The following is a 26,074-nucleotide window of genomic DNA, read 5'->3' on the forward strand; positions in this document are numbered from 1 at the left end:
CTTTTTTTCTTACCTACAGCAACAGGAGACTATAACTCTTCTCAAAATATGCTATAAAAGCGCCAAAAATCTTATCTTAACTAAATAACCACAACAGAGAAGAAGGCGTTCATGGGGTTTAAGTGCGGTATCGTTGGTCTGCCTAATGTCGGTAAATCAACCCTTTTTAATGCATTAACAAAAACAGCGACAGCACAAGCTGCCAACTATCCTTTTTGTACAATCGAGCCAAATACAGGGGAAGTTGCCGTTCCGGATTTGCGAATGGAAAAAATTGCATCGATCGCTGGCTCAAAAGAAATCATTCCAACACGTATCAACTTTGTTGATATTGCCGGACTCGTCCGTGGCGCTTCAAAAGGTGAAGGTTTAGGCAATAAATTTTTAGCCAATATCCGTGAAGTCGATGCCATTGTTCACGTTTTACGCTGTTTTCAAGATGACGATATTACCCATGTAGAAGGCCGCATTGATCCTATTTCTGATGCCACAACCGTTGAAACGGAACTCATGCTTGCCGATCTTGAAAGCCTTGAGCGACGAATCGTACAAATCCGTAAACGTGCAACCGGAAAAGATAAAGAAGCTCTAACAATTCTTCCCATGATGGAAGCAGCGTTAGATTTACTGCAGAAAGGAAGCCCTGTCCGGTTATTACTCAGAGATATCTCTTCCGATGAACGTAACATCCTCGATAATTTAAACCTTTTAACTTCCAAACCCGTACTTTATGTATGCAATGTGAGTGAAAATGATGCTGCTCATGGAAATAGCTTTACCAAAACCGTTGAAAAAATGGCCACAGAGCAAAATGCTCAAAGCATTATCATTGCTGCTTCTATCGAAGCCGAAATCACCCAACTTAATGATGCAGAAGCTACAGAATATCTTAATGCCTTAGAACTCTTTGAACCGAGTCTCAATCGCCTCATTCGCGCTGGCTACTCTTTGCTTGATCTCATTACTTACTTTACCTGCGGACCTAAGGAAACAAGAGCATGGACAATTACGCGTGGCACTAAGGCCCCCCAAGCAGCTGGTGTTATTCACTCAGACTTCGAACGTGGCTTCATTCGTGCCCAAACCATCAGCTATGAGGATTATATTGCTCTAGGTGGAGAAAACGGCGCGAAAGAAGCAGGCAAAGCCCGCGATGAAGGCAAAGAATACATCGTACAAGATGGCGATATCATGTTGTTTAAACACAATACCTAATGCACTCTCTCTAAATACCTGTACACCTCTAGAAACGCATGAACGTGTTTTGAGTGATATTCTTTTACAGAGTTGCCACAAGAGGAGCTCAATTCGGCCATCGACGCCTTAGCGTTCAGACAACACCCCTCACCTTCAAATGCCCTTCCTTACCTTGCAACACAGCAACACCGTTCATCCAGATTGGAAAGACGTAAAAAATAATATCACTTATTATCTTCTAAAGACGAAGCACAATAAACTCCAAACAGATTTTTTCTTCCCATTTTGCCTAAACCAACCGGAATGATTGAAAATAAATTAATTGAAAAGTTAATTTTTTCTGAAAGTGGTAAAATATAACTACAAAATAGCTTTAGATATATTGTTTTAATGAAGTTTTAATCTAAGAAATATCAAAAATCAGTACATTAATTAAGAAAATAAGCAATAATAAATACTATAAATTCAAGAATAATAACTATAAAATTCTATCGTATTTAATTAATATACTGATTTTAATTTCAAATAATCAAATCTCAATAAAACAAAACAACCTCTTGCATAAAATTGTTTAAAAGCTTTCGAAAGATTCTCTTAAACAAAAACAGCGCCATCATATATTATGACAGCGCCTATTCTATTCATAGAGAATGGAAACGTAAAATTAGCGTCCCCAACGACCTTCATATTTAAATGTTGGAGCTTCTTTCAAAGAATCCTTTGTCGCATTTGTAATAAGTTTCCACTTACCATAATCATTTGTCATCTGAATTGTTTCTGGAGAAACGACCACATAACTTTCCCCTATACCAAGAAAACCACCGGTAGCAACGACAATCCCCGCAATACTATTTTCACGCAGAATAAGATCTTTCACTTCGCCAATATTTTCGTTTTCTAGATTGTAGACATTTGCACCAATAAGGCTTGAAGCAACAAAATCCGTTGCCAAAGGTGTAACATAACGTGCAGACATATCTGAACCCACCTGTACAATACCGGTCGAAGAAATCATCTCAGGTTCAGAAGGTACCACAAAAGACTGAGCACAAGCATTAGAAGCAATCAAAACTGACAGAAGAGCAGTAGACACAATTTTTTTCATTTTAACATCTCCGTTTTTACTTTACAAAGCCTCAATGCATCGTAATCAGATTTGTTCCCTCTGCTCTTTTAAGACCAGTAACGCTAGCCTCTTCTCTCTTCAATCTTTCATCTTCTTCTCGAATTCGTTTTCTAAACCACTCCAAATCCGAATTTTTAAAATATAAACAAGCCCCCCAAAAATGATGAGAAATAAAATAACACGAAAGCCGGTTTTCTTACGAATTTCCATGTGGGGATCAGCGGCCCACATCAAAAAAGCAGAAATATCACGTGCATACTGTTCAACCGTTTCTGGAGTTCCATCCTTATACGAAACAAGACCATCACTTAAAGGAGGTGCCATAGCTAAAGTATTACCTGCAATAAAATAAGGGTTATACCAATAACCATCAGCAATTTTTACATCTTCTGGTGCCTTCTGATATCCTGTTAAAAGAGCCGTAATATAATCTGGCCCAGCAGTGTTATAATAAGTCAATATGTCAGAAATTGGCAAAGGTGCAGCACGCGCACGCGCTATCAATGACAAATCCGGAGGATAAACACCATTGTGAATAAATCTCGCTTCTTCTTCGTTAGAAAAGGGAGAAGGGAAAGTGTCCGTTGCAACACCAGTACGTTTAAAAAATTTTCCCTCTCTATTAGGACCATCGCTCACTTCATATTGCCTTGCAAAAGCCTTAATTTTTTCCTGATCATAGCCAAGAGCCTTTAAGTCACGAAAAGCCACATATTTTAACCCATGACAACTAGAACAAACTTGTTTATAAATCTTCAATCCACGCTGCAATTGCGCTTTATCATAACCCCCAAATGGCCCTGAAAAGCTCCATTTTTGTTTCTTAGGAACAGGCAAAACAAGCGCCTTCTCTTTATCAAAAACATTACCTGAAAAACTCTGAAAAGAAAAGCTTATCAATACTATAATAATCAGTCCAATAAAAGCCTTTACCATAGTCTATTTTTTTTCTGTTTTATATCTTCAGTAATTGAAGAAGGAAGTGGATAACTCTTTTCAAAAAGAGGGAGCATCGGCAAAATAAGTAAAAAGAATATAAAATAATAAGCCGTAGCGAATTGTGTCCATAAAAGAATGTCGTGATTAATTTCTCTTGAACCAAGCCAACCAAGAAAAACAACATCAAAAATTAATGCCCAAAAGAAAATTTTATAAATGGGGCGATATCTCGCGGAGCATACTGTGGAGCGGTCTAACCATGGAACAAAAAACAAAACAAAAACCGAACCCGCTAAGACAACAGCACCTAAAAAAGTAGATGAAAAAATACCAATATTAAACGTTATAGCACGAAGCATAGCATAAAAAGGCAAAAAATACCATTCCGGTACCACACGAAGAGGTGCCTTTAAAGGATCAGCAACACTATAATTTTCAGCCTGCCCCATATAATCGGGCATATAAAACAAAAACCAAGAAAAAAAGATCAAAAAAACAATAATAGCAAAAATATCTTTGATAAGCGCATAAGGCGAAAAAGGAACAACTTCCTGCTCTGATTGTACCTCAAGGCCGGTTGGATTGCCCTGCCCAACCTGGTGAAGTGCCCAAATATGAAGCCCCACAAAAAAAAACAAAAGAAATGACAATAAATAATGAAAAACATAAAAACGGTTTAACGTCGGTTGTCCTACACTATAACCACCAAGAAACGTCTCATGCAACCACGTTCCCACCAAAGGAATAGCTTTAAAAAGACCAGCAACCACTGAAGCAGCTGAAAAAGACATCATCCCCCAAACCAGCACATAACCAAAAAATGCTATTGCCATCATGACTATATAGATGAAAATGCCCGTGATCCAAACCATTTCTCGCATATTTTTATAAGAACCATAATAAAGTCCACGCGCCAAATGGATATAGACAGCGATAAAAAAGAACGAAGCCCCGACAGAATGCCATGGACGAAAAAGCCACCCAAACTGCCCATCACGCCGAAATCTTTCACCAGTTTCAAAAGCTAAGTGAACATCTGGCACATAATGCAGTGCCAAGACAATGCCTGTCAAAAGCTGAGATAAAAGCATAACGGTCAAAATACCGCCAAATGTATAAAAATAATTAAGATTACGTGCAACAGGAAAAACGATAAACGCATTATAGAAAAAACGGGGGAAAGGTAAACGCTTATCAAACCAACGTCCAAGAGCACTTTTAGGAAAATAAGGAGGAAATCCCTTCATCACTTTATCCTATCTTTAATAAAGTATCAGAAAGGAATCGATAAGGTGGGATGGCTAAATTATAGTTAGCTGGTCCTGAGCGTACTCTTCCAGCTGTATCATAAACAGACCCATGACACGGACACAACCATCCACCAAATCCACCCGCTTGTCCAAGTGTTACACAGCCCAGATGCGTACAAAGATTAATGAGAATGAGCCAATTCTCACGCCCCTGTCCTGCTGAGCGTGCAAAATCCGTTGCTTCTTTTTCCCCTTCAAGATTAGGATTGCGCGCTTGCCGATCTTTCAGAACACTCAATTCTGTAGCTCGCGCTTCAGCAATTTCTTTTGCAGTACGATTGCGAATAACAACAGGTTGCCCACGCCACTTAACCGTTACCGACATGCCCTCTTCAATGCCAGAAAGATCAACCTCAACAGAAGAAGACGCCAAAACAGCCTCATCAGGGCGCAGCTGACGCATAAAAGGCCACATAACCGTGCCAACACCAAAAATCCCTGTAATCCCTGTCACTAAAAACAGGAAATCCCGCCTTGTCTGCTCACTCATTACCTATAAAGAGCCTATTCATCAAAACATTTTTTTACCATATTCTCCCTCACTATACAATCCTGCCCTCCAAGTTCCAAAACCATGAAGAACATTTTAGGTTTTGTATAACCTCATCTCTACTCAAGAGAATAATTGAAGCCTAAACTAGCAATCCCATAAAAAAGAAGTTCTTTATCTAATCACCAGAAGATACATCTAAAGTGGTTTGTTCACTTGAAGAAAATTCGATAAGGTGGCAATCTGTGTAAAGGTATTCATTATCATTCTACGATGTTTTCTTAGCTTTATGCAGAAAAGAAGAGCAGAGATACAGCTTTATTTTCTTACCTCTTCTCTCCATGCATCTAAACATAATCTTTATGAGTCATACCTTGGTGTATTTTCATCCCCTGCAACAGGCTAAAGCTTTTACGTCATAGTACTCCAGTTCTTAAGATATGGAACAAAACCTAAAGATTGGCTTAAGGCGTCCATCATAGCATATCTCTTTGTGTTAAATCTTCCCTACTTCTTAGCAATGCTTTTCTTTCATGCTGCTAACATTAATCTATAAGCTTGGTACAAGAATGAACCCAGACAAAGGTATATCAATCCTCATAGCGTCTCCATCACAATTTATAATCCTTGGCAAGCCCTCCCAAACCAAAAGATGATCCTGTTCTAACACCAAGATTCATAAAGTTTAGAGGTGCTATGTCACTTACCTGAGGATAAGAAAAAACTCTCGCCACTTTAAAACACCCTGAACATCTTCAAAAAAACAACGGGTAAAGTTTTAAGTTTTCATGCATATCGCAGAAGCTTATTATCAGTGAAGATCAAATCTTTTGCCAACTTCTTGCACTTGATGTCATATTTCTGCTTAGTAACATGCCTGTTCTTTACAAATGGAACGTTCCAACCACCACTCCACCATTGATCTCAAATTTTAACGAAGAACACAAAAGCTAGAAAAAAATTCCCACCCTTTGTAAAGTTTTTTCTTTCCTTGAAGGCCACTCCCTCTGACCTCAACTTTAGAAAACCGTGATACTTCTTTCCTTATATTTTCTTTCTTCAAGACTTTTTTGATTTCTCGACTATTTGCATTTTAGAGCTGAAATTTTTCTGTTCCAATCCTGCACACAGATTCAACATTTTCAAGCCATACAAAATCACTGAGATAAATTATTGCGCAGCTCATTGTAAAAACCTGAAATCCATCTGTTTTTCACAATATTCCAAGATTCGGTACCTATCAAATTCATTCTATCTAAATTAAAGTCTTTGTGCAGAGGATAAGATTTGGACAGAACTATTTTACTTGCCCCCCTTTGTTAACAAGCCCGCTATTTTACATTCAATCTGCTTTAACGCCTCATCGATATTATAAAGCTTGCGCAATAGTGAATACTGATAAAAGTGTTTTAAATTGATTTCATAACCATCTCATCTGCTTTCAATATTTGTCTCCAATAACAATCCTCACAAAAGAGAGACAGCCAGCACATGTAATAGTATTTTGTTAAAGCAGTTTGAAGTTTCCATAGAGAGAGAGACAATTCTTATAATCACTCAAATCCGGATCAGATACTAATGACCACTATCTTGCTTTTCTTGTTATCCTCTTGCATATCGAGTGATAATGTCTTTCTTCTACAATAGAAAATGAATGATAGTTCAGCACAAAAACAACATACTACTCAATTATATTTCTGGAATAAACCATATAACTCCTTTACAAATACGAGGGAAAAGCCATACTACAGAGCCTATGACACTTCATATTGCTCTTTTTCAACCCGATATTGCTGGTAATACGGGAACGATTTTGCGTCTTAGCGCCTGTTTTGGCTTGCATGTGCATATTATTGAACCAGCAGGCTTTAATTTGTCGGACCGCAACCTTAAGCGAGCAGGGTTGGATTATCTCGAATATGCCTCACTAGAACGACACATTGACTGGCAAAATTTTATGAACACCATGAAACACTATAACCGTCGTCTTTTGCTTTTGAGCACAAAAGCAGAAAAATGCTATACACAGATATGCTATCAGAAAAATGATGTTTTACTTTTTGGTCGTGAATCAGCAGGGGTTCCCGATTATGTCCATGAAGCTGTTGATCACGCATTAAAAATTCCCATGCAACCACACGCACGCTCTCTAAACCTTGCAATGAGCGTAGCCATAACGACAGGGGAAGCACTTCGTCAAATTGGTTATAATGAAAAAAGAGAAACTTTATGAAAAAATACAAAATTTTTATCAGAATCTTCAATATATTTATAAAAGCGCCAATAGATTCCCTATCACCAATGGTTTAAAAAAATGAAATCTCTGTATTTTGATAAAAGGTCGAAACACCACCAATAACCTTATACCACTCTGCTACAAGTAACTCTGAAATGGCATTACTAAAAGCAAAATAAAAATGAACTTATAACCAATAAAAGAAAACCAAACAGCTCTTCGAAAAACTCAATGTTATAAATTAATTTTTTCTAGTAAACTCTTGCGATCTATTAAAAATCCGCTTTCAATCCATATTATTTCTAACTCTTTAAGCTTTTGTCCCAAAAGCACTCCTTTAGCCAAACCTTTTTCCATCAAATCCTTGCCGCTAACAGGAAAAGTTGGAATTTGCCATTTTTTGGCAAGCTGATAAAGCCTCATATAATCCTCTACTTTTTGCAAAGCTTCATTTCCCTTCAAAGCATCAACATGTGCTGCAGCCAGAGACAAAGATAATTGATCTAAAACTGGCTGCCGACCATGAAAATAAATTAATTTTTGCACACAATCATCTGAACAGCCTTGGCTAATCATTTCCAAATCTGCCCATTCCTTTAACCGCGTTGTTTCCTTATTAGAGAGACGCAAACGTTGCGCCATTTTATGAAGACGAATGGAATCCGGAGGAAGAAGACTTTCTAGCCGCAACAACGGATCTACTTGCCAGCCAAAATCCTGTTCTGTTTTCACAAGTGAGTGAATCCCATCAATGCCCCATTTTTCTGTTTCAGGGAAAATGAGTGTCAAAACTCCGCTTTGGCGCATCCATAAAAGAGCACGTGTTGGATCAGAAGCCATGAGAAGTTTTTTCATTTCCCCCCAAATACGTTCAGATGAAAGCTTTTGCAGACCTCCTTTTAAACAAACACAAGCTTTCAATCCGGCTACATCAGGCCGTCCACCCCCATACCAAGCAAAAAAACGAAAAAAACGCAAAATACGCAAATAATCTTCACGAATACGATTCTCTGGAATACCAATAAAACGTACTGTTCGGCTGGCTATATCGTTTAATCCTCCCACGTTATCATAAAGGTTTCCAATAGCATCACAATAAAGCGCATTTATAGTAAAGTCTCTCCGTTCAGCATCTTTTTGCCAATCACGGCCAAATGCCACTTTTGCATGACGACCATCCGTTTCAACATCAGAACGAAGAGTTGTAACCTCATAAGAACATGACGAAGCAACCACCGTCACTGTACCAAACGCAATACCTGTGGGAACAGCTTTAAATCCCGCCTCTTCTACACGCGCTATAATCTGTTGTGGTAAACAGGTTGTCGCAATATCAATATCACTAATAGGTTGCTCTAACAGTTGATTTCGTACCGCACCGCCCACAATACGTGCCTCTTCACCGTCCAAAGATAAAACACGAAGAAGTGTTTGGATATGACTATGCTGCAACCAATCAACATGTTTGAAATTTTGTATTATGCTCACTCTTTAACCTTTTAAACAAATTGCCACCATTTCTTCAAAATGGTATGCTTATAGGACAACATTTTCCACAACATCCCTCAACAAACCATACCCCACGCGTTAAAATAGATCTTTCTAACTGTACACGAACATTAAAAAACAGCGTATTACACTTCTTTTCTCATCATTTTCTGCTACAAATCATAAAATATTCACTATCATACAGAGAAAATTATCAATTTTGCGACAAACCGCCCTAAGGAAGAAATATGAGTCAGACCGATATATTATCCAATTCTACTAAGAAGGCTACTATCAATAACGAAGCTCAAATTATCATTGATGATATTGATACAGCACACAAAGAATTAGATATCTTACAACAAGAAGTTGATAAAGCTATTTTTGGTCAAAAGCATGTGGTTGAATACGCTTTAACGAGCATTTTGGCTGGAGGACATGCCCTTCTCGTTGGCGTTCCAGGACTTGCTAAGACCCGTCTTGTTGAAACCTTGGGAACAGTATTAGGACTTGATGAAAAACGCATCCAATTTACGCCCGACTTGATGCCATCAGACATTATCGGTTCTGAAATTATGGACTCAGATAAAAATGGTAAACGCTCTTTTCGTTATATCCAAGGCCCTATTTTTACTCAGCTTCTCATGGCCGATGAAATTAATCGTGCCTCTCCGCGCACGCAATCAGCTCTTTTACAAGCGATGCAAGAATATCATGTTACCGTTGCTGGCACCCGTTATGATCTACCACAACCTTTTCATGTGCTTGCAACCCAAAATCCTCTCGAGCAGGAAGGAACTTATCCACTCCCTGAAGCACAACTTGATCGATTTTTGATGCAAATCGATATTGATTACCCTGATCTAAACACAGAACGACGTATCATTCTAGAAACAACGGGAGAGAAAAACAAAAGTGCAAAGCCGATTTTATCGACAGAAAAATTACAAAAAATACAAAAAATCGTCCGCAAAATGCCCATCTCCGAAAATGTTGTCGAAGCCATTTTAAAACTCGTCCGTTCAGCGCGCCCCCATAAAGAAAACACCCTCGCAAACACCTATGTTGCTTGGGGACCCGGTCCTCGAGCCTCACAAGCACTTTCACTTTGTGCCCGCGCTCGTGCTCTTTATCATGGGCGTTTATCTCCCTCTCTTGATGATGTTGCAACATTGGCTCAACCTGTATTACAACATCGTATGGCTCTTAATTTTTCTGCACGTGCTGAAGATATAACCGTAAAAGACATTATCGATAATCTTGTGAAAGACGCCCTCTAATGGCCATTGGCAAAAAAGTTTTAAAACAATCTCCACTGTCACTTGCGGCGAAGCTGCATAAAGATACCGCTAAAATGCCAGATCTTCTTTTGCAAGCACGCCGGATTGCCAATACGCTGATAACTGGAAGGCATGGCCAGCGTAAACGCGGTAACGGAGAAAAGTTCTGGCAATTTCGACCTTATATTGAAGGGGAATCCATTACGCGTATTGACTGGCGCCGCTCTGCACGTGACGAACATACGTACCTACGGGAAAACGAATGGGAAAAGGCGCAGACAGTTTGGATTTGGCCTGACCAGAGTGCTTCTATGCACTATTGTTCGCGTTTTTCGCAAATCTCTAAGGGCGATCATAGCATCATTCTGGCCTTTGCATTAGCAACACTTCTTGCAGACAGCGGCGAACATATTGCTATTCCCAATTTAATGCCACCCACAATGACATCCAATGTCATAGAACGTATGGCGCTTGCTTTAGCAAATTATCACTCAGAAAATACATTTCCAGATTTTTCAACCATTACGCGTTTTTCACACGCTATCATAATAAGCGACTTTCTCGATTATCCAGAAGAGGTTATCCAGTATTTAAACATTTTATCCGCAAAACGGGTTACTGCTCATTTAATTGAAGTTGCTGATCCCGCAGAAGAGCGCTTCCCCTATACTGGCTGTACAGAATTTTTTGATCCTGAAACGAAAGAAAAACGCGTTTTAGGAAAAGCAGAAAACTTTCGTGAACACTATTGCAAATTGTATCAAGCACGGCGGCAACAATTGATAGATTTTTGCTCATGCCAAGGTTGGAGCTATCATGTGAGTAAAACCGATCAGCCTTTAACAGAAATCATTCTGCAACTTGCAAACAAAATAGAGTGCTCTCCATCTCATAAGAGGAGGTCATTTTGAGTTTTGGTGCCCCTCTACTTTTACTCGGACTTTTTTCCTTACCAGTCATTTGGTGGTTGTTGCGCATAACACCTCCTTTCCCGCGTAAAGAACCTTTTCCACCTTTGCATTTTCTGCCTAAATCAAGCAATCAACAGGAAGCCGCAAACCATACACCTTGGTGGTTGTTATTGTTGCGATTAACCATAGCAGCACTGACTATTATCGCTCTGGCACAGCCCACTTGGAATCAAAAGCCAATTACACTTTCGGGATCTCAACCACTTGCACTGATTATTGATAATGGATGGGCTTCTATAAAAGATTGGAAAAAACGTGTGACTATTGCCGAAAATCTCCTAGCACAAGCAGAAAAACACCAAAAGAACGTTTATTTTCTTGCAACAGCCGAAAGTGACACTTCCAATATTGGGCCCTTACCTGCGAAAACCGTCAAACAACATTTACTGCATTTGCAACCCCGCCCTTGGCCTGTAAACCGTGTACGTACAGTGAAAAAACTGATCGAAATAACCAAAAGCGAATCTTTTGATATTGCCTACTTAAGTGATGGCTTACAAACAAGCGAAGATGATCACGCTTTTGCTCTCATTGAACAGTTAAAGCCCAAAACGCTGTTGTGGTATTTAGCTAATATTTCTGATCTAACTGGTATAACAGCCATAGAAAATCATAATGGAAGCATCGCAGCACGCATCATTCGTGCAACCACACATGGAGAATCTTCGGTCGCACTCAACCTTTATGACTTAAACAGTCAACTGCTTGGCCACTTTACGACAAACTTTCTTGATGGAGAAACAACAGCTCTTGTTCCTTTTAACTTACCGCTTGAATTACGCAACGATATTGCATGGATAAAAATCGAAAACCATTCTCACGCCGCAGCAACCTTCTTAAGTGATAGCCATAATCGGATAAACCGCGTTGCTCTTCTATCACCAAACGTCAATGAAATGGCACAACCCCTGCTTGCCCCATTTTATTACATTATCAAAGCATTACAAGGGCATACACAGCTTATAACAGCAGAAGGAAAAGAACTTTCCCTTGATATTGATCACTTACTCAAACAAAATCCATCTGTTTTTATTATGGGTGACATTGTTAATATATCAAAAGAAGCAGAAAAAAAACTTTCTGATTTCGTCAATAAAGGAGGAACACTCATCCGCTTTGCTGGAGAAAACTTAAGTGCTGCAGAACACCATGATAGCTTACTGCCTGTTCCACTGCGTCCTGGAAAACGCTTGCTTGGGAGTATCATGTCTTGGGCTAAACCGCAAAAACTTGCACCTTTTGCAAAAAACAGCTTATTCTCTCATCTTCCATTCCCAAAGGACATCACTGTCTCACGCCAAATTCTAGCAGAACCGAACTCAGATCTTTTTGAAAAAACATGGCTCAGTCTTGCTGATGGAACTCCACTTATTACAGGGGCTAGTCGTGGCAAAGGCATGCTCGTTTTTATTCATATCGCGCCCGACCCAACATGGTCAAATCTTCCTCTTTCTGGTTTTTTCGCACAAATGTTGCAACAACTCATCACATTAAATGCCTATGAAAACAAAAATCCAACACACATAGAAACAACAACCGTACAAAACCCTTGGCGAACATTAACCGCTGATGGACGACTACAACCCCCTCCCCCTTATGTTGTTCCACTCGTCATTGATGCCAAAAATCCACCCGTTGCATCCTATCATACCCCTCCTGGACTTTACGGCTTAAAAAATAATCTTTATGCACTCAATCTCTTAAATCATTCATCACGTTTGGTACAGCAATCATCATTGCCCCTCTCCTTAACCCAGAGTTCTTTATCCTATGACACAAAAGAGAAAAATCTCAGTGGTCCACTTTTAGGACTAGCCATCTTATTATTTGCCTTTGATAATTTTCTCATTTTATGGATGGGAGGGACCTTTTTTCTCAGTCGACGAAGTAATATGCTACTTTTTCTCCCCCTCACAATAGGTATCATCGCCTTGTTCTCACATGGTCCAGTCGCTCATGCACAAGGCATAGAAAGTTATGATGAAACCATAGTGAAAGCAGCCGGCGCCACGCATCTTGCTTATGTCATAACCCACAATCGTGAAATTGATACAACAAGTAAAAGCGGACTAGAAACGCTCAGTCAATTTATCGCAGAACGTACAATGCTTTCGCCCAGCTCCGTGATAGCACTTGATCTTGATAAGGATGAACTTGCCTTCTATCCTCTCATTTATTGGCCGATTGATCCTGAAAGCCCTTTACCAACACAGAAAAGTCTTGAAAAAATAAATACCTTTATGAAACACGGAGGCACAGTTTTATTTGACACGCGCGATCAGATAAATGCAAACCTTAATCTTGAAGGTGCTGCCACCCCAGCCACACAAAGATTACGAACCATCTTAAAGGGATTAAACATTCCCACCATTGAGCCCGCATCAACTGATCACGTTATTGCTCGTTCTTTTTATATTATGCCAGATTTTCCTGGGCTCTACCGTGGTTCACATTTATGGGTTGAATCATCATCAATGAATAAAAAAAACAAAAATCTTTCTGCTACCGGTGATAATGTGAGTTCCCTCCTTATCACTGCTAATAACTTGGCTGGTGCTTGGGCTCTGGATGAAAAAGGCACATGGAAATATCCACTTATTCCCAATGATCCTATGCAACGCCTATGGGCATTTCGTGCAGGATTAAATATAGTTATCTATGTTCTTACAGGAAATTATAAAGCCGACCAAGTTCATGTTCCTGCACTTTTAGAACGCTTTAAAAGAGAAAGAAGGCAATGATACCATTCATCACTTTTCAGCCTTTTTTGCCACTCTCTTGGATTCTGCTCTTAAGCGGAATATCCACCCTTTTTGTCATTATCGGACTTTTTACACAACGTCGAGGATCTTTATTGCGTCTGATAGCATTGTCCTCATTGATTCTTGCTTTACTGAATCCCATAATCATAAAAGAACAACGTGAACCCCTCAAAAGCACCGTAGGCATTGTTATTGACCGCAGCAAAAGCCAAACCTTTGGTACACGAACAAAAGACAGTGACGAAGCACGCGCACAATTAACAAAAGCATTGGCGCGCTATCCACAATTTGAACCGCGCTTTATTGATGCTGGAAAACTTGCTAACAATCAATATACCCCCTCAACGAATTTATTTAGTGCTTTAACACAAGCTACATCTGATGTACCGCCCTCTCGTTATGCAGGTACAATTCTGATCACCGACGGTCAAGTACATGACATACCTTATATTTCAGACCTTCACCATAAAGCACCTATCAATGCTCTTATAACAGGAAGATCAGATGAATTTGACCGCCAAATCAAATTTATTTCTCCCCCCCGCTTTGCCCTTATCAATAAACCACAAATGCTCTCCATCTTGGTAGAAGATAAAGGTCAACCCCAAGAATCCCTACCAATGCAAGCAAATATTACTTTAAGCGTCAATGGAGAAGAAGTTGGTCATTATTCTGTGACCCCTGGCATCATCTTTCAAACTGAAATCACTCTTCCTCATGCTGAAAAAAATATCATCCAAGTTGCAACCGATACGCACACAAGTGAATTAAGCTCTGAAAATAACCGTGCAATAACTGTTATTGAAGGTATCAGAGAAAATTTGCGTGTCCTTCTTATTTCAGGTGCACCTTACAATGGTGAACGGACATGGCGAGATCTTTTGAAAGGTGACTCCAATATTGATCTTGTTCATTTTACTATTTTGCGTCCTCCCAATAAAGCAGACAATACTCCATTAAGCCAGTTGTCACTTGTAGTATTTCCTACAAGAAAGCTCTTTGTTGAAGAGATTGATAATTTTGATCTCATTATCCTTGATGGCTACCAACATTCTGCTGTTCTCCCATTAATCTACTACGATTATATCGCCCAATATGTGCAAAAAGGTGGTGCATTGCTGATGGTAACAGGACCTGAATTTACCCAAAAAAACTCGCTTGCGAAAACACCTTTAATAAGCATCCTGCCGGCATTACCCAATGGTATTATTCTTCAAAAGCCTTTTCGCCCGAAGTTAACCAAAGAAGGTGAACGCCACCCTGTCACGAGAGGTCTTGCAACCCCCACGCATACAGCTTCTCAATGGGGACAATGGCTACGACAAATTGCAATTCAAAACATACACAAAGGTACTGCCCTCATGAAAGGAGCGGATGAACAACCACTTTTACTTCTTTCCCATATGGGTAAAGGGCGTGTAGGCATGTTACTTTCCGACGAAAGTTGGCTTTGGGCCCGAGGGTTCGAAGGAGGAGGACCTTATGCAGCTCTTTATCGTCGAATTGCTCATTGGCTTATGAAAGAGCCAGAACTTGAAGAAGAAAAATTAAGCGCCACCAGTGATCATCATCGTTTAACAATTTGTCGCCAAACGCTCAAAGATCATCCAGAACCAGCTGAAATAACCTTCCCCTCTGGGAAAAAAGAAAATATCATTCTTGCAAAAGAGCAAGAAGGTGTCTTTACTGCAGTTATTAATGCCAACGAAACAGGGATTTTTACTATCCAAAACGGTGATTTAACAGCATTTTCTTCTGTAGGTATTCTTAATAATCCCGAATTATCTGACTTAATTTCAACGGAAGAAAAACTAGCCCCTATCAGTCAACACACTGGCGGTCACATCATGCGTCTACACCATGAAGGAAAAGAAAGCACTCATCTTCCTCCCATCAAACTACTTCGATCGCAAACAAAATCAGCATCTCCCTTTGAGCGTTCAATTGTTCTAAAAGAAACAACAGAAACCCGCTTAATCAATGCTTTCTCTTTTTCGATCTTTTCTGGTTTTTTTGCACTGCTTACTTGCCTTTTACTATTTAACATCCTGTGGTATCGTGAAAGTCGTTAAAAAATGCTAATAAATTGTATTCACGCTTTAAAAGTGAATCTATCTCACACAAAAATACACACCAATAATACAAACAATTCCGTCCCGTACCAAGCTCTACCTTTTTGTAATTCAAAGACAACACATTGATTTAGAATAACAATCCATCATTTTTTAACTTGAATTAGACCCCTGAATATCATAGAATTTTTTTATTTCACCTTTTTATTTGAATCAATCAAAACTATTCGCTTACACATCACAAATGAGATCTGTATGTGGATAAGATCGTTTAAAAAAGGAGTAAAAACGCCTCTTATGAATACTCTCAAATTCAAGGACTATAGCAACATTAGGAACTGGCAAAACAACAAAGCATAAATTTCCTAAAGATTTTGTGTGTCGTTTTGACAAACTGTTTTTTATTTTCTCATCCTCCTCTTGTCTCAAAAATACAGCAACCTATTTCCTACTCTTTTTTATTGCCTAAATTGTTTTCAACGCTATGCTAGAATCTATGTTTTATCTTGCCCATATATCAGATTTGCATCTTTCCCCTCTACCACAACCTTCCTTATATGAGCTTTGTGGAAAACGCTTTACGGGCTATCTTAATTGGCAAAAAAACCGCAAAAGCCAACTGGCAACAAATGTCTTAGACATTCTAATGAAAAACTTAAAAAGAAAAAAACCTGATCATCTTGTGATCTCAGGTGATCTTGTCAATCTTGCTCTCGATAAGGAATTTGAACAAGCACACAATTGGCTGCTTAACCAAGGTCAGCCTCAAAACATTTCTTTAACATTTGGGAATCATGATGCTTATGTCCGAGGAGCATTTCAAAAGGCATGCACCCTTTTCCAACCTTGGATCACAGGTGATTTCCCTCAAAAAAACAATCTTTCTTTTCCTTATATGCGCATTCGCAAGAATGTAGCCATTATAGGTGCCTCTTCGGCTATTGCTACACCACCTTTTCAAGCTTCTGGTTATTTTAGTAAAAGGCAAGCGCAAGCTTTATCGCAACTCTTAAACGAAGCAGCAGCACGCAATCTCTTTCGTGTCGTCATGATACATCATCCCCCCTTCCACTGTGCAACCTCTTGGCATAAAAAATTATGGGGTATTAAGCATTTTCTAGACGTTGTCAAACACCACGGTTGTGAACTTATTCTTCACGGACATACCCATTTACCCACATTGAATACTATTGAAGGAACAGTGGGAAAAATTCCTATTGTTGGTGTTGCGTCAGCATCACAAGCTCTTGATGAGAAAAAACCACCAGCGGGATTCAACTTATTTGCCATTGAGCAATTTGATCATCAATGGCATTGTCAATTGCAACGTTATAGTCTCATCAATCAAAAAAATGAAATAGCATGTACTGAAACACTTGATCTTCAACACTTTGAGACTAACCCCAAAATTGCAAAATCAACAAAAAACGAAAATCCCATTATATAAAAGGGATCATCGTTGTACCTGGAGGCAACTTAGCCTCATCTTCAGGTTCTACGTGAATAGAAACACGTACATTGTCAAATTCTTCTTGAAGAACGCCTTCAATTTTATCGCAAATCTGGTGTGCTTCTCCTACCTGCATTGCAGCCGGCACAACCAAATGAAACTCTATAAACGTAACTCTGCCAGCAACACGGGTAAGCAAATCATGCACCTCAAGTGCACCATGTGCATTTGCAGAAATAAGCTCACGAATCCGCATGGTTTCATCCAATTCAACTCCAACATCCATTAATCCCTGAACGGCACTATTAATCACCTTCCATCCTTGTAAAAGAATATTAATAGCAACGATTATCGCTAAAATCGGATCCAAAATGCCCCATCCCCCCACAAAACCAGCAACCAAACCAATTAAAATGGCAAGTGAAGTAAAAACATCTGTTATGAAATGCATTCCATCAGCTTTAAGAGCCGGTGAGCGATGGATTTTTCCCTGCCGAATAAGAACCCCCCCCCACAGGTAATTGATAACACTTGCAACAAAATAAATAACAAGCCATGTCCCAGGTTTTTGTACTAATTTAATGGTCGAAAGAGCTATCCATGCTTCTCTTAAAATGATAATTGCCGCAATAATGATCAGTACACCTTCAAGAATCGCGGAAAAATATTCCGCTTTATGATGTCCGAAAGGATGATCATGATCCGCCGGCTTCATACTCACTCTCACAGCCCACCATGCTGCCAATGACGCAAGTATATTTACGACTGATTCCAATGCATCAGAATAAAGTGCAACCGAATCAGTGATGTAATATGCCCAATATTTCAAAGCAAAAACGACACAAGCAATAAAAATAGAGTATAGGGTTAAGCTTTGTATATTGATTTTTACATCCACAACCATACCCTCTTCTTCACGAAATAAAGAATGACACTTTCCACCATATAAATGATGTCTTTGGCATGTCGCCAATATTTTCTCAATATTACAGAAGCTGCACAACAATAAACGACTTTCACAAGCCTCCATTGTCATTTCCAGAAATTGCCCTGTTACACGATATAATATAACGAGACAGAGTAACACAAATATTACTAAAAAAAGAAACGAGAAATTCTCCAACAGAAATCAAATGCATCATTTTGATTATCAAGAGCTTTTTGAAAAAATGAACGATTGGTTTTTCTACTTCATAATTGAAATAACATATTGTTTTTTTCAAAAAAATTAAATTGACGCACGACTTATCAACCTTTTTATGTACATTAAACCAACCAACATATCAGCATAATTGTACACAATAAAAAGGCGCCTCAGCATTCCGCTGCACCCCCATACCATAACGCGTACCCAAACATTATGATAGCTAAAATACCTATAAAAACCATTCTTAGGAACAAAAAAAAACAGCACCCACACAAAGAATCTGGGCATTGGGGACCCAGATTCTTTTCCCTTAGGAATTAAGGGTATACAGAGCTTAGGAAATAGCGGGGACCTAAAACTCTGCACCCGATACGAAAACAATAGATTGCACCGCACCCGGTATCCTTACACTACACCAATTGATATATTATGTCAACATAAATTCTACCATAGGTTTTAAAATAATGCGTTTTTTTTCACCATTCGAAAATAAAGCAAATATTCAATATCTGGCAATTGAGAAAAAAGAGCGTTAAAAGCCTCGTATGTGTTTGAATATCATAACAATCTACCAAATTGATGACCCACGTTTGAAAGCCTATCACAACATCCGTGAAAAAGATCTTGTTGGACGGCAACATCAATTTATTGCTGAAGGCAAAATAATATTGTCTGCATTGCTGCATTCGAAAAATTTTTCTCCTCTCTCGCTCCTTATGGTGAAAAAACACCTTCCTAGACTTATCCCCCTTTTAGAAATGACACAGCCAACGTGTCCCATTTATTGCGTTTCGCAAAAAATAATGGATGATATTGCAGGCTTCCATGTTCATCGTGGTATACTTGGTGTTGGTAAACGTATAACTCTCCCATCGTTACAAAAATTTGTACATGATCTTCCTGAAAAAGCACTGATTCTGGTTTTATGTGGTATCTCTAATCATGATAATATGGGGGCTATTTTTCGCAATGCAGCCGCTTTTGCTAGTAATGGCATTATCATTGATAAAACCTCATGCGATCCGCTTTACCGAAAATCAATCAGAGTTTCTGCTGGCGCAGCTCTAAAGATACCCTATACGCAAGGTGCTGATATTAATGATATTATTGTAGCTCTAAATGATGCTGATTTTCATACTTATGCACTTTCCCCCTCTGCCTCATACACTCTCTCACAAGCAAAAACAGCAAAAAGGACAGCTCTTATTTTAGGAACAGAAGGTGACGGTTTACCAACCCATGTTTTACAAAAATCAGAAACTTTGCGGATTCCTATGGCCTACGGCTTTGATAGCCTTAATGTTGCCACCGCCTCAGGTCTTGCATTAGCACACTTTGCTGATTCTGATAAGCTTAGCTAAAGGCGATAATTAAAGCTGTAAAAATGTCTCAACTGAAAGAACACATTTTATTTATAGGAAGCGGTTGTTTTAGCTTCAGAAGAAACAATAGCTTTTGTTTCCAGATTGCACAAAACCCGCTTCAACATCACTTCAGCACCAGCTGCACGTTCTGAATGAATAACAAACCCACCCCCAAGAACACGTGCTTCATCACCATTTTCATTATAAAAAACACAAGCTTGCCCTGGTGCTACGGCATTTTCGCGTTCCAACAAGTCAACAGAAAAAGTACCCTCTCGATAATACAAGCGTGCAAGATGCGGAGGACGTGTTGAACGAACTTTTACAGCTACCTCAACGCCATCGACTGGAAAATTATCCAACCGCTCATCACCAAGCCAATTCACATCACGCAAAAAGAGTTTATGTGTTTCCAACATTTCACGCGGACCAACAATAACACGCGCATTCTTCACATCGAGATAAATCACATAAAGCGCTTCACCAGTTGCAACTCCAATACCACGGCGTTGACCAACAGTATAATTAACAATTCCAGAGTGTTTTCCCAAAATCCGCCCATCAATATGCACAATAACTCCAGGATTTACTGCTTCTGGACGCAGTTTTGTGATAACATCAGAGTATTTTCCCTGCGGCACAAAGCAAATATCTTGACTATCATGCTTATTAGCAACAACAAGGCCCATTTCTGCTGCTATTTCACGAACACGTGCTTTCGGAAGGTCACCAAGTGGAAAACGCAAATAATCAATCTGTTCTTGTGTTGTTGCAAAAAGAAAATAACTCTGATCCCGTTCACAATCGCGAGGACGAAAGAGTGCCCGATGCCCCGCCACACCATGAGAGCGCGAGCGAATATAATGGCCGGTTGCCAAAGCATCTGCATCTAATTCGCGCGCGGTTGCTAATAAATCAGCAAACTTAACAGTCTGATTGCACGCCACACACGGTACAGGAGTCTCTCCATGTGCATAACTTTCTGCGAAAGGATCAATCACAGCTTCGCGAAATCGCTTTTCATAATCAAGAACATAATGAGGTATCCCCAATGTCTCTGCTACACGACGCGCATCTTCAATATCTTGTCCAGCACAACATGCCCCTACTCTATGTGTTGCAGCACCATGATCATAAAGCTGCAACGTAATCCCAACGACATCATACCCTTCTTTTTTCAGAAGACCTGCAACAACCGATGAATCAACCCCCCCAGACATTGCTACAACAACGCGGGAATTTTCAGGTTTTCCTGGCAAATCAAGACTGTTCAAAAACATGTATTTATTCTCTATTTAATTCGCACCCATTCATTAATGTTCTCATGCACACCAGCCATTGCTTTTTATGCCATTCATAATTCTTTTATATTGTTTTTTTATTCTTTTCACAACCAACAGTATCACTTTCTTCAAAGGAGCCAAAACAAAAAAACAGTGATGAAAATAAGGCGCAATGAAAAACCTTTTTGCCTCCTTTTAAAATCCGACAAAAACAGCGCAAAAGGCTATTCTCCGCGCTTCAATTTGTGCCTTATTTCGCGCATTGACTTATTTTATTAATTTTTTCTTTCAACGCGTTTAGCTCTTTTTTAAATTTCATGTCTTATAACCGCATCAAGTCCCTAATTCAAATTAAATGATGTCCCTGACTAAAAGTAGACGATACAATGACGAATTTGATAAAAACACAAATGAAATATGTTATTGGGCCGGATGGAAGTCCACTCACAATCACCGACCTACCGCCGAAGACAACAAGGCGCTGGGTGATCCGTCGCAAAGCTGAAGTTGTTGCGGCTGTCAGAGGTGGATTGTTAAGTCTTGACGAAGCGTGCCAACGCTATACTTTGACCGTAGAAGAATTTCTCTCATGGCAGAGTTTGATCGATGAGCATGGCTTAGCTGGATTACGGACAACCAGAATCCAAAACTACAGGCATTAATTACTATTAATCCTGCTTCAAAATATACTTTAAAACAGCCAAACTTTTATCAAGTTTGGCTGTTTTTTATTTTCAGAACCCAATAACATCCCAAAGAATAGCTCTTCAAACTACAGCTTTCATTATCCAGTCATCGATTTAGATTGAATCACGACAGGGTCATCACATACTACCGCTCCATTTTCCCGCGTCTCCAAAAGCTGTGCACGTTGCAACTCTGCATTGACTTCATGAAGAACAATTTCAGCATTTGTTTTCTGACGTTGTAAATCACGAATCGAATTTATCAGATTATCACGCCTTTGCCGTGCTGCACGAGCAAAAGCAGGATAAGCAAAATGATGAACATCACTGTTTCCAGATTTACGTTCCTCATGAAGAATTTGCGCTTCCAGCTCTAACACCATTCGCTCAAATTCTGCGATCATCATATCAAGCTGTGCAATTTCACGACGCTTCCCACGTACTTGAAACGCCTTCAATCGTACCAAACTTTCCCGTGGCTTCATACTCACTACTCCTTGATTGAGCCAACTTAAAATTCACATTCGCTCTCCTAACATCCTTTTAGTTACACTCTTTTGATGAAAAATAGTCCATTTTTTAACTTGAAACTATAATTTCCCATCCTTAAAGCATGTGCAAATACCACCTACTTTAAAGAGCTATAACCATTTCTTTACTTTTCGTCTCCACTATAGAATGAAGAGATTTAAAGCTCGGTAAATAAACACTAAAATTGTAAAAAAGTAATTTAAAATAATTTATTATAAGTCTTTTTTAAAGTTAAAGTTTGTAAAAAACACTTCGTTTTTGTATCAAGCTTAACAAAGAAACGATTTTTTAAAATAATTTTGTCAACCTCTTTCAAAAAAAAAAATATTTTGTTAACCACTATCATAGATAGTGGGGAACTCAGTAGTGATTGTTACGCGTACTGCTGAGGTGTTCATAAACACTTTTCTTTTAAGTGTTTGATTTTATGATTTTTTTCAACAGTGGTTTTACCAACTGCTGTGAAATTAAGAGTGCTCCGCTTGATTCTGGAGGAGCGAAGTGAGGGATCTAAAATGCGCGTATTATTAATTGAAGATGATAAAGCAACCACTCAAAGCATTGAGTTAATGCTAAAATCAGCAAACTTTAATGTCTATATCACTGATCTAGGTGAAGAAGGTGTCGATCTAGGTAAGCTCTATGATTACGATATCATTTTGCTTGATCTCAATCTCCCTGATATGTCAGGCTACGATGTCTTGCGGACGCTAAGATTGGCAAAAATCAAAACCCCTGTTCTCATTCTTTCCGGTATGAATGCTATCGAAGACAAAGTACGTGGTTTTGGCTTTGGTGCGGATGATTATATGACTAAACCATTTCATAAAGATGAGCTCATTGCACGTATTCATGCGGTTATCCGTCGTTCCAAAGGTCATGCACAATCTATTATTGTTACGGGCGATCTCACCGTTAACCTTGACGCAAAAACAGTAGAGGTTGCTGGGCGTCCCGTCCATTTAACTGGTAAAGAGTATCAGATGCTAGAACTTCTCTCTCTACGCAAAGGTACAACGCTCACCAAGGAAATGTTTCTCAATCATCTCTATGGTGGAATGGATGAACCAGAACTTAAAATTATCGATGTTTTTATCTGTAAGCTGCGGAAGAAATTGGAAGCTGTATCTTCCAACATAAACTACATTGATACAGTTTGGGGGCGTGGTTATGTGTTACGTGATCCAATTGAGGAAAACGTACGTAAAACCGCTTAAGCAATGAAAATACACATTGTAAAATCTCGGAGTGTAGCGGGCCGAGATTTTCTCTTTGTTACAAATTAAAGGTCCACACACGCAAAATTTCTTGTATATAGAAAATACTTACGCTTAAAAGGTTGGAAAACCACCGCTCACGGATGTAGCCTAAGCTGTCTTTTCCAAACACGTCTTATTTAATTTTATATTATTCAAAGATTCTTCACACTTTCCAAAATAATATGACGATCTGTTTTGTCTATATTTATTTTCATGGACGTCACCTCAGAAAGTAACACTGTATAGTAAGATTGAATGATGTGAGCATCAATAAGTTCTTCCTGGAGTTTTCCATTATATAACTCAATAAAATGAGAGGGAATACGTAAATTTTTACCAGAAATCTCAAATCGAAAAGAACGTTTATTTTCATCTTGCAAAATCATCACAACTATTTCACCACCACGCGAAACCGTTGCATTTGCAATCAATAACAAATTAAGCAAAAGTTTAACTTCATTTTTTGGTAAAAGTAGAGAGGGAGCTTGCCATTTTAAAACTGCTTTTTCTTCCTTCATATATTGTTGAGCCACCTGTTCAGCAGAACGCGTATCTATCTTGCTCCCACCTGCCCCTGAAAAACCAAAAGCCAATCGCGCAAATTGTAGACGAGCAGAAGCACTTGCAGCGGACCAACGCACCAATTGCAAAGCATCTTCATCAGCTCCTCCTTCATCGTAGAGCTCCATTGCATTTTGAATAGCACCAATAGGTGAAATCAAATCATGGCAGATGCGGCTACAAAGTAAAGCTGCAAGATCGGTAGGCTTCAAAGAAATAGCTAACGTCATAATTATTGAGAACTCCTCATGTTAAAAACGAGCTTCATTTTAAAGCAAAATTCTTAACATCCAATACATATATGGAACTTTAACAATCATGCTAATTTTTTTTTAGAAACAAATTCAAGAATTTAAATAACCTTATGTCTTAATTTTTTATTTGAATCGAATAAAAATCCTAATATTATCTTTTTGTTTGTAACTAATAAAAGGGAAATTTTCTATGGCTCTCTTGCTTCTGACACGCTGGTACAAAAATATCTTACCCTTTATATTCCTTTTATTCATAACGATAAACGTCGCACATGCTCAATTCCGACCGATAGAACAAACCGGCCCTCATTATTCGTTGCAAGAAATTATCGATTCTGGTCACACTTTTTTTGGGAAAACTGCCAGCGGTATAGCAGTAGCAATTGAAAATATCTTTTCGCAATACGGTTATCCAAATGCCTATATTTTAGGCGAAGAAGCTTCTGGCGCCTTTTTTGCTGGATTAACCTATGGTGAAGGACAGCTTTTTACCAAAACTTATGGTCTGCATAAAGTTTTTTGGCAAGGCCCCTCTGTGGGATGGGATTTTGGTGGCCATGGCTCCCGTTTAATGATTTTAGTTTATGATCTCAATAATATAAATAATTTATGGGGACGCTATGGCGGTATTTCAGGTTCGGCCTATTTAATAGCAGGTGTTGGTTTTCATGTCCTTAAACGCCATAATGTCTTGTTAATTCCAGTACGCACGGGAATTGGTGCACGCCTTGGCATCAATATAGGATACTTAAAATTAACACGCAAACCAACATGGAATCCATTTTAAATGGATTCTTATTGAAAAGGGGTTTTATGCTTATCCAATCATTTCTTTTTTTTATTCTTGGAGTAGCCTTTACTTCTTGGTTATTAGTACTTTTTGCCCCCCTTATTTGGCGCAGAGCCCTTCACTTTGCACATAAATTTGTTTCTGCACAAATTCCGTTATCACTCACTGAAATACAAGCAAACTACGATTTTCTCTGTGCTAAACACGCTGTCGAATTAGTGCGCAACGAACAAAAATATGACTCTTTGCAAAAAAAATATATCCAACAAAAAATAGAACTTAGTCAAGTAATAGAACAGCTTTATCGATTGCATCTCCCCACACAATGTACTTCTTATTTTCCTCATGAAAAAGAGACCAGCGGGATAAAGAACAAACAAAATGCTCTCACAACAAACACTTTCACAATGGAAATTAAAACTATGCGTGAAAAAATTGCACACTATCAGCAACGTTTACAAAAAATTCAAACCGATGAGCTTGACACTGTTGCTAACCAGAAACTCCTAAATGAACTGCGAGAAGAAACAAAAGAATTAGCAGCAACATTAACTGCCCAAATAGCCCTACAAGAGGGTGATGCTTCCCCTATCAACACATTAATCAAAAATTCTAAAAGTAAAAACGACTTAGCATCCCGTATTCGCAAAAAAATAACCGGCACTCAAAAAACATCCCTTAAATAAGTTGTCTTCAAAACAATCGAGTAAGAATATTTGGTTACTTAACGTAACGTCGACTGTCTCTTCCATAACACAAGATCTATTGTGAAAAGAAAACATAAATTATGCCTTTGCCTATATCTAACCTCTTATAATTCTGATTTTATTTTGATGTCACACCCCTCTCAAAACACCTATCCAAGAGAGAGCCAAAAT

Annotated in this window: 22 protein-coding genes; 12 read left to right on the forward strand and 10 right to left on the reverse strand. The window is 38.9% G+C overall.

All coding sequences use genetic code 11. The annotated features are described in order from the left end of the window. Window positions 1-111: 111 nt before the first annotated feature. A complete protein-coding gene (gene ychF / locus ACKC4Y_RS05630) occupies window positions 112-1,215 on the forward strand; it encodes a redox-regulated ATPase YchF (RefSeq protein WP_409360835.1) in 1,104 nt (367 codons plus the stop codon). 646 nt (window positions 1,216-1,861) lie between these two features. Here the strand turns inward: ychF and ACKC4Y_RS05635 are convergent. From ACKC4Y_RS05635 to ACKC4Y_RS05655, 5 genes are all read right to left on the reverse strand, one after another. After that, window positions 1,862-2,302: a PRC-barrel domain-containing protein gene (locus tag ACKC4Y_RS05635; protein WP_409360836.1), complete on the reverse strand. Its 441-nt coding sequence runs from the start codon at window positions 2,300-2,302 to the stop codon at window positions 1,862-1,864. 99 nt (window positions 2,303-2,401) lie between these two features. Then, on the reverse strand, window positions 2,402-3,259 hold the full coding sequence (locus ACKC4Y_RS05640; protein ID WP_409360837.1) for a cytochrome c1: 858 nt from the start codon (window positions 3,257-3,259) through the stop codon (window positions 2,402-2,404). Further along, entirely contained in the window at window positions 3,253-4,509 is a 1,257-nt protein-coding gene (locus tag ACKC4Y_RS05645) for a cytochrome b (RefSeq protein WP_409360838.1), read from the reverse strand. Before ACKC4Y_RS05645 ends, ACKC4Y_RS05640 begins: the two co-directional genes overlap by 7 nt. Window positions 4,510-4,513: 4 nt before the next feature. Beyond that, window positions 4,514-5,062 (reverse strand): ubiquinol-cytochrome c reductase iron-sulfur subunit, encoded by a 549-nt coding sequence (gene petA / locus ACKC4Y_RS05650; RefSeq protein ID WP_409360839.1) that lies wholly within the window; start codon window positions 5,060-5,062, stop codon window positions 4,514-4,516. A gap of 611 nt (window positions 5,063-5,673) precedes the next feature. Continuing rightward, on the reverse strand, window positions 5,674-5,796 hold the full coding sequence (locus ACKC4Y_RS05655) for a hypothetical protein (RefSeq protein ID WP_409360840.1): 123 nt from the start codon (window positions 5,794-5,796) through the stop codon (window positions 5,674-5,676). 1,022 nt (window positions 5,797-6,818) lie between these two features. Between ACKC4Y_RS05655 and ACKC4Y_RS05660 the strand changes: the two genes are divergently transcribed. Then, entirely contained in the window at window positions 6,819-7,295 is a 477-nt protein-coding gene (locus ACKC4Y_RS05660) for a tRNA (cytidine(34)-2'-O)-methyltransferase (RefSeq protein ID WP_409362153.1), read from the forward strand. Between the two features lie 237 nt (window positions 7,296-7,532). On the opposite strand, the gene ACKC4Y_RS05665 is transcribed toward ACKC4Y_RS05660, so the two are convergent. Then, complete coding sequence (locus ACKC4Y_RS05665; protein ID WP_409360841.1) at window positions 7,533-8,786, reverse strand: CCA tRNA nucleotidyltransferase; 1,254 nt, start codon at window positions 8,784-8,786, stop codon at window positions 7,533-7,535. Between the two features lie 248 nt (window positions 8,787-9,034). Between ACKC4Y_RS05665 and ACKC4Y_RS05670 the strand changes: the two genes are divergently transcribed. The 5 genes from ACKC4Y_RS05670 (at window position 9,035) to ACKC4Y_RS05690 (ending at window position 17,318) form a co-directional block, all read left to right on the forward strand. Then, on the forward strand, window positions 9,035-10,066 hold the full coding sequence (locus ACKC4Y_RS05670; protein WP_409360842.1) for an AAA family ATPase: 1,032 nt from the start codon (window positions 9,035-9,037) through the stop codon (window positions 10,064-10,066). Further along, window positions 10,066-10,977 carry a DUF58 domain-containing protein gene (locus ACKC4Y_RS05675; protein WP_409360843.1) on the forward strand — a complete coding sequence of 304 codons (912 nt, stop codon included), beginning with the start codon at window positions 10,066-10,068 and terminating at the stop codon, window positions 10,975-10,977. Before ACKC4Y_RS05670 ends, ACKC4Y_RS05675 begins: the two co-directional genes overlap by 1 nt. Continuing rightward, complete coding sequence (locus ACKC4Y_RS05680; protein ID WP_409360844.1) at window positions 10,974-13,778, forward strand: DUF4159 domain-containing protein; 2,805 nt, start codon at window positions 10,974-10,976, stop codon at window positions 13,776-13,778. The genes ACKC4Y_RS05675 and ACKC4Y_RS05680 overlap by 4 nt, the downstream gene beginning before the upstream one ends. Beyond that, entirely contained in the window at window positions 13,775-15,871 is a 2,097-nt protein-coding gene (locus ACKC4Y_RS05685) for a hypothetical protein (RefSeq protein ID WP_409360845.1), read from the forward strand. The genes ACKC4Y_RS05680 and ACKC4Y_RS05685 overlap by 4 nt, the downstream gene beginning before the upstream one ends. A gap of 484 nt (window positions 15,872-16,355) precedes the next feature. Next, complete coding sequence (locus ACKC4Y_RS05690; protein ID WP_409360846.1) at window positions 16,356-17,318, forward strand: metallophosphoesterase family protein; 963 nt, start codon at window positions 16,356-16,358, stop codon at window positions 17,316-17,318. Here the strand turns inward: ACKC4Y_RS05690 and ACKC4Y_RS05695 are convergent. Next, complete coding sequence (locus ACKC4Y_RS05695; RefSeq protein WP_409362154.1) at window positions 17,311-18,219, reverse strand: cation diffusion facilitator family transporter; 909 nt, start codon at window positions 18,217-18,219, stop codon at window positions 17,311-17,313. The two genes, ACKC4Y_RS05690 and ACKC4Y_RS05695, sit on opposite strands and share 8 nt — an antisense overlap. 794 nt (window positions 18,220-19,013) lie before the next feature. Between ACKC4Y_RS05695 and ACKC4Y_RS05700 the strand changes: the two genes are divergently transcribed. After that, complete coding sequence (locus tag ACKC4Y_RS05700) at window positions 19,014-19,829, forward strand: TrmH family RNA methyltransferase (RefSeq protein ID WP_409360847.1); 816 nt, start codon at window positions 19,014-19,016, stop codon at window positions 19,827-19,829. 47 nt (window positions 19,830-19,876) lie between these two features. Here ACKC4Y_RS05700 and mnmA read toward each other — a convergent pair whose 3' ends face one another. After that, window positions 19,877-21,112 (reverse strand): tRNA 2-thiouridine(34) synthase MnmA, encoded by a 1,236-nt coding sequence (gene mnmA / locus ACKC4Y_RS05705; RefSeq protein ID WP_409360848.1) that lies wholly within the window; start codon window positions 21,110-21,112, stop codon window positions 19,877-19,879. 389 nt (window positions 21,113-21,501) lie between these two features. Between mnmA and sciP the strand changes: the two genes are divergently transcribed. Continuing rightward, complete coding sequence (gene sciP, locus ACKC4Y_RS05710) at window positions 21,502-21,777, forward strand: CtrA inhibitor SciP (protein WP_409360849.1); 276 nt, start codon at window positions 21,502-21,504, stop codon at window positions 21,775-21,777. A 122-nt stretch (window positions 21,778-21,899) separates the two neighbouring features. Here sciP and ACKC4Y_RS05715 read toward each other — a convergent pair whose 3' ends face one another. Further along, window positions 21,900-22,286: a flagellar export protein FliJ gene (locus ACKC4Y_RS05715; RefSeq protein ID WP_409360850.1), complete on the reverse strand. Its 387-nt coding sequence runs from the start codon at window positions 22,284-22,286 to the stop codon at window positions 21,900-21,902. Window positions 22,287-22,847: 561 nt separating this feature from the next. On the opposite strand from ACKC4Y_RS05715, the gene ctrA reads away from it, so the two are divergent. After that, window positions 22,848-23,549: a response regulator transcription factor CtrA gene (gene ctrA / locus ACKC4Y_RS05720; protein ID WP_409360851.1), complete on the forward strand. Its 702-nt coding sequence runs from the start codon at window positions 22,848-22,850 to the stop codon at window positions 23,547-23,549. A 194-nt stretch (window positions 23,550-23,743) separates the two neighbouring features. Here ctrA and chpT read toward each other — a convergent pair whose 3' ends face one another. Next, window positions 23,744-24,382, reverse strand: coding sequence for a histidine phosphotransferase ChpT (chpT, locus tag ACKC4Y_RS05725; protein ID WP_409360852.1), 639 nt, complete (start codon window positions 24,380-24,382; stop codon window positions 23,744-23,746). Between the two features lie 214 nt (window positions 24,383-24,596). Here chpT and ACKC4Y_RS05730 point away from each other — a divergent pair, with 214 nt between their 5' ends. Both ACKC4Y_RS05730 and ACKC4Y_RS05735 read left to right on the forward strand, forming a co-directional pair. After that, window positions 24,597-25,193 (forward strand): DUF1134 domain-containing protein, encoded by a 597-nt coding sequence (locus ACKC4Y_RS05730; protein WP_409360853.1) that lies wholly within the window; start codon window positions 24,597-24,599, stop codon window positions 25,191-25,193. Window positions 25,194-25,219: 26 nt separating this feature from the next. Continuing rightward, window positions 25,220-25,882 carry a hypothetical protein gene (locus tag ACKC4Y_RS05735; RefSeq protein WP_409360854.1) on the forward strand — a complete coding sequence of 221 codons (663 nt, stop codon included), beginning with the start codon at window positions 25,220-25,222 and terminating at the stop codon, window positions 25,880-25,882. Window positions 25,883-26,074: the final 192 nt, after the last annotated feature.

The organism is Bartonella heixiaziensis, assembly GCF_046245125.2.
Taxonomy (GTDB): Bacteria; Pseudomonadota; Alphaproteobacteria; order Rhizobiales; family Rhizobiaceae; genus Bartonella; species Bartonella heixiaziensis.

Excerpts from the sequence above, each read along its gene's own strand:
- ychF (WP_409360835.1), top strand. The coding sequence starts at position 112 with ATGGGGTTTAAGTGCGGTATCGTTGGTCTGCCTAATGTCGGTAAATCA.
- ACKC4Y_RS05635 (WP_409360836.1), bottom strand. The coding sequence starts at position 2,302 with ATGAAAAAAATTGTGTCTACTGCTCTTCTGTCAGTTTTGATTGCTTCT.
- ACKC4Y_RS05640 (WP_409360837.1), bottom strand. The coding sequence starts at position 3,259 with ATGGTAAAGGCTTTTATTGGACTGATTATTATAGTATTGATAAGCTTT.
- ACKC4Y_RS05645 (WP_409360838.1), bottom strand. The coding sequence starts at position 4,509 with ATGAAGGGATTTCCTCCTTATTTTCCTAAAAGTGCTCTTGGACGTTGG.
- petA (WP_409360839.1), bottom strand. The coding sequence starts at position 5,062 with ATGAGTGAGCAGACAAGGCGGGATTTCCTGTTTTTAGTGACAGGGATT.
- ACKC4Y_RS05660 (WP_409362153.1), top strand. The coding sequence starts at position 6,819 with ATGACACTTCATATTGCTCTTTTTCAACCCGATATTGCTGGTAATACG.
- ACKC4Y_RS05670 (WP_409360842.1), top strand. The coding sequence starts at position 9,035 with ATGAGTCAGACCGATATATTATCCAATTCTACTAAGAAGGCTACTATC.
- ACKC4Y_RS05675 (WP_409360843.1), top strand. The coding sequence starts at position 10,066 with ATGGCCATTGGCAAAAAAGTTTTAAAACAATCTCCACTGTCACTTGCG.
- ACKC4Y_RS05685 (WP_409360845.1), top strand. The coding sequence starts at position 13,775 with ATGATACCATTCATCACTTTTCAGCCTTTTTTGCCACTCTCTTGGATT.
- ACKC4Y_RS05690 (WP_409360846.1), top strand. The coding sequence starts at position 16,356 with ATGCTAGAATCTATGTTTTATCTTGCCCATATATCAGATTTGCATCTT.
- ACKC4Y_RS05700 (WP_409360847.1), top strand. The coding sequence starts at position 19,014 with ATGTGTTTGAATATCATAACAATCTACCAAATTGATGACCCACGTTTG.
- mnmA (WP_409360848.1), bottom strand. The coding sequence starts at position 21,112 with ATGTTTTTGAACAGTCTTGATTTGCCAGGAAAACCTGAAAATTCCCGC.
- sciP (WP_409360849.1), top strand. The coding sequence starts at position 21,502 with ATGACGAATTTGATAAAAACACAAATGAAATATGTTATTGGGCCGGAT.
- ACKC4Y_RS05715 (WP_409360850.1), bottom strand. The coding sequence starts at position 22,286 with ATGAAGCCACGGGAAAGTTTGGTACGATTGAAGGCGTTTCAAGTACGT.
- ctrA (WP_409360851.1), top strand. The coding sequence starts at position 22,848 with ATGCGCGTATTATTAATTGAAGATGATAAAGCAACCACTCAAAGCATT.
- chpT (WP_409360852.1), bottom strand. The coding sequence starts at position 24,382 with ATGACGTTAGCTATTTCTTTGAAGCCTACCGATCTTGCAGCTTTACTT.
- ACKC4Y_RS05730 (WP_409360853.1), top strand. The coding sequence starts at position 24,597 with ATGGCTCTCTTGCTTCTGACACGCTGGTACAAAAATATCTTACCCTTT.
- ACKC4Y_RS05735 (WP_409360854.1), top strand. The coding sequence starts at position 25,220 with ATGCTTATCCAATCATTTCTTTTTTTTATTCTTGGAGTAGCCTTTACT.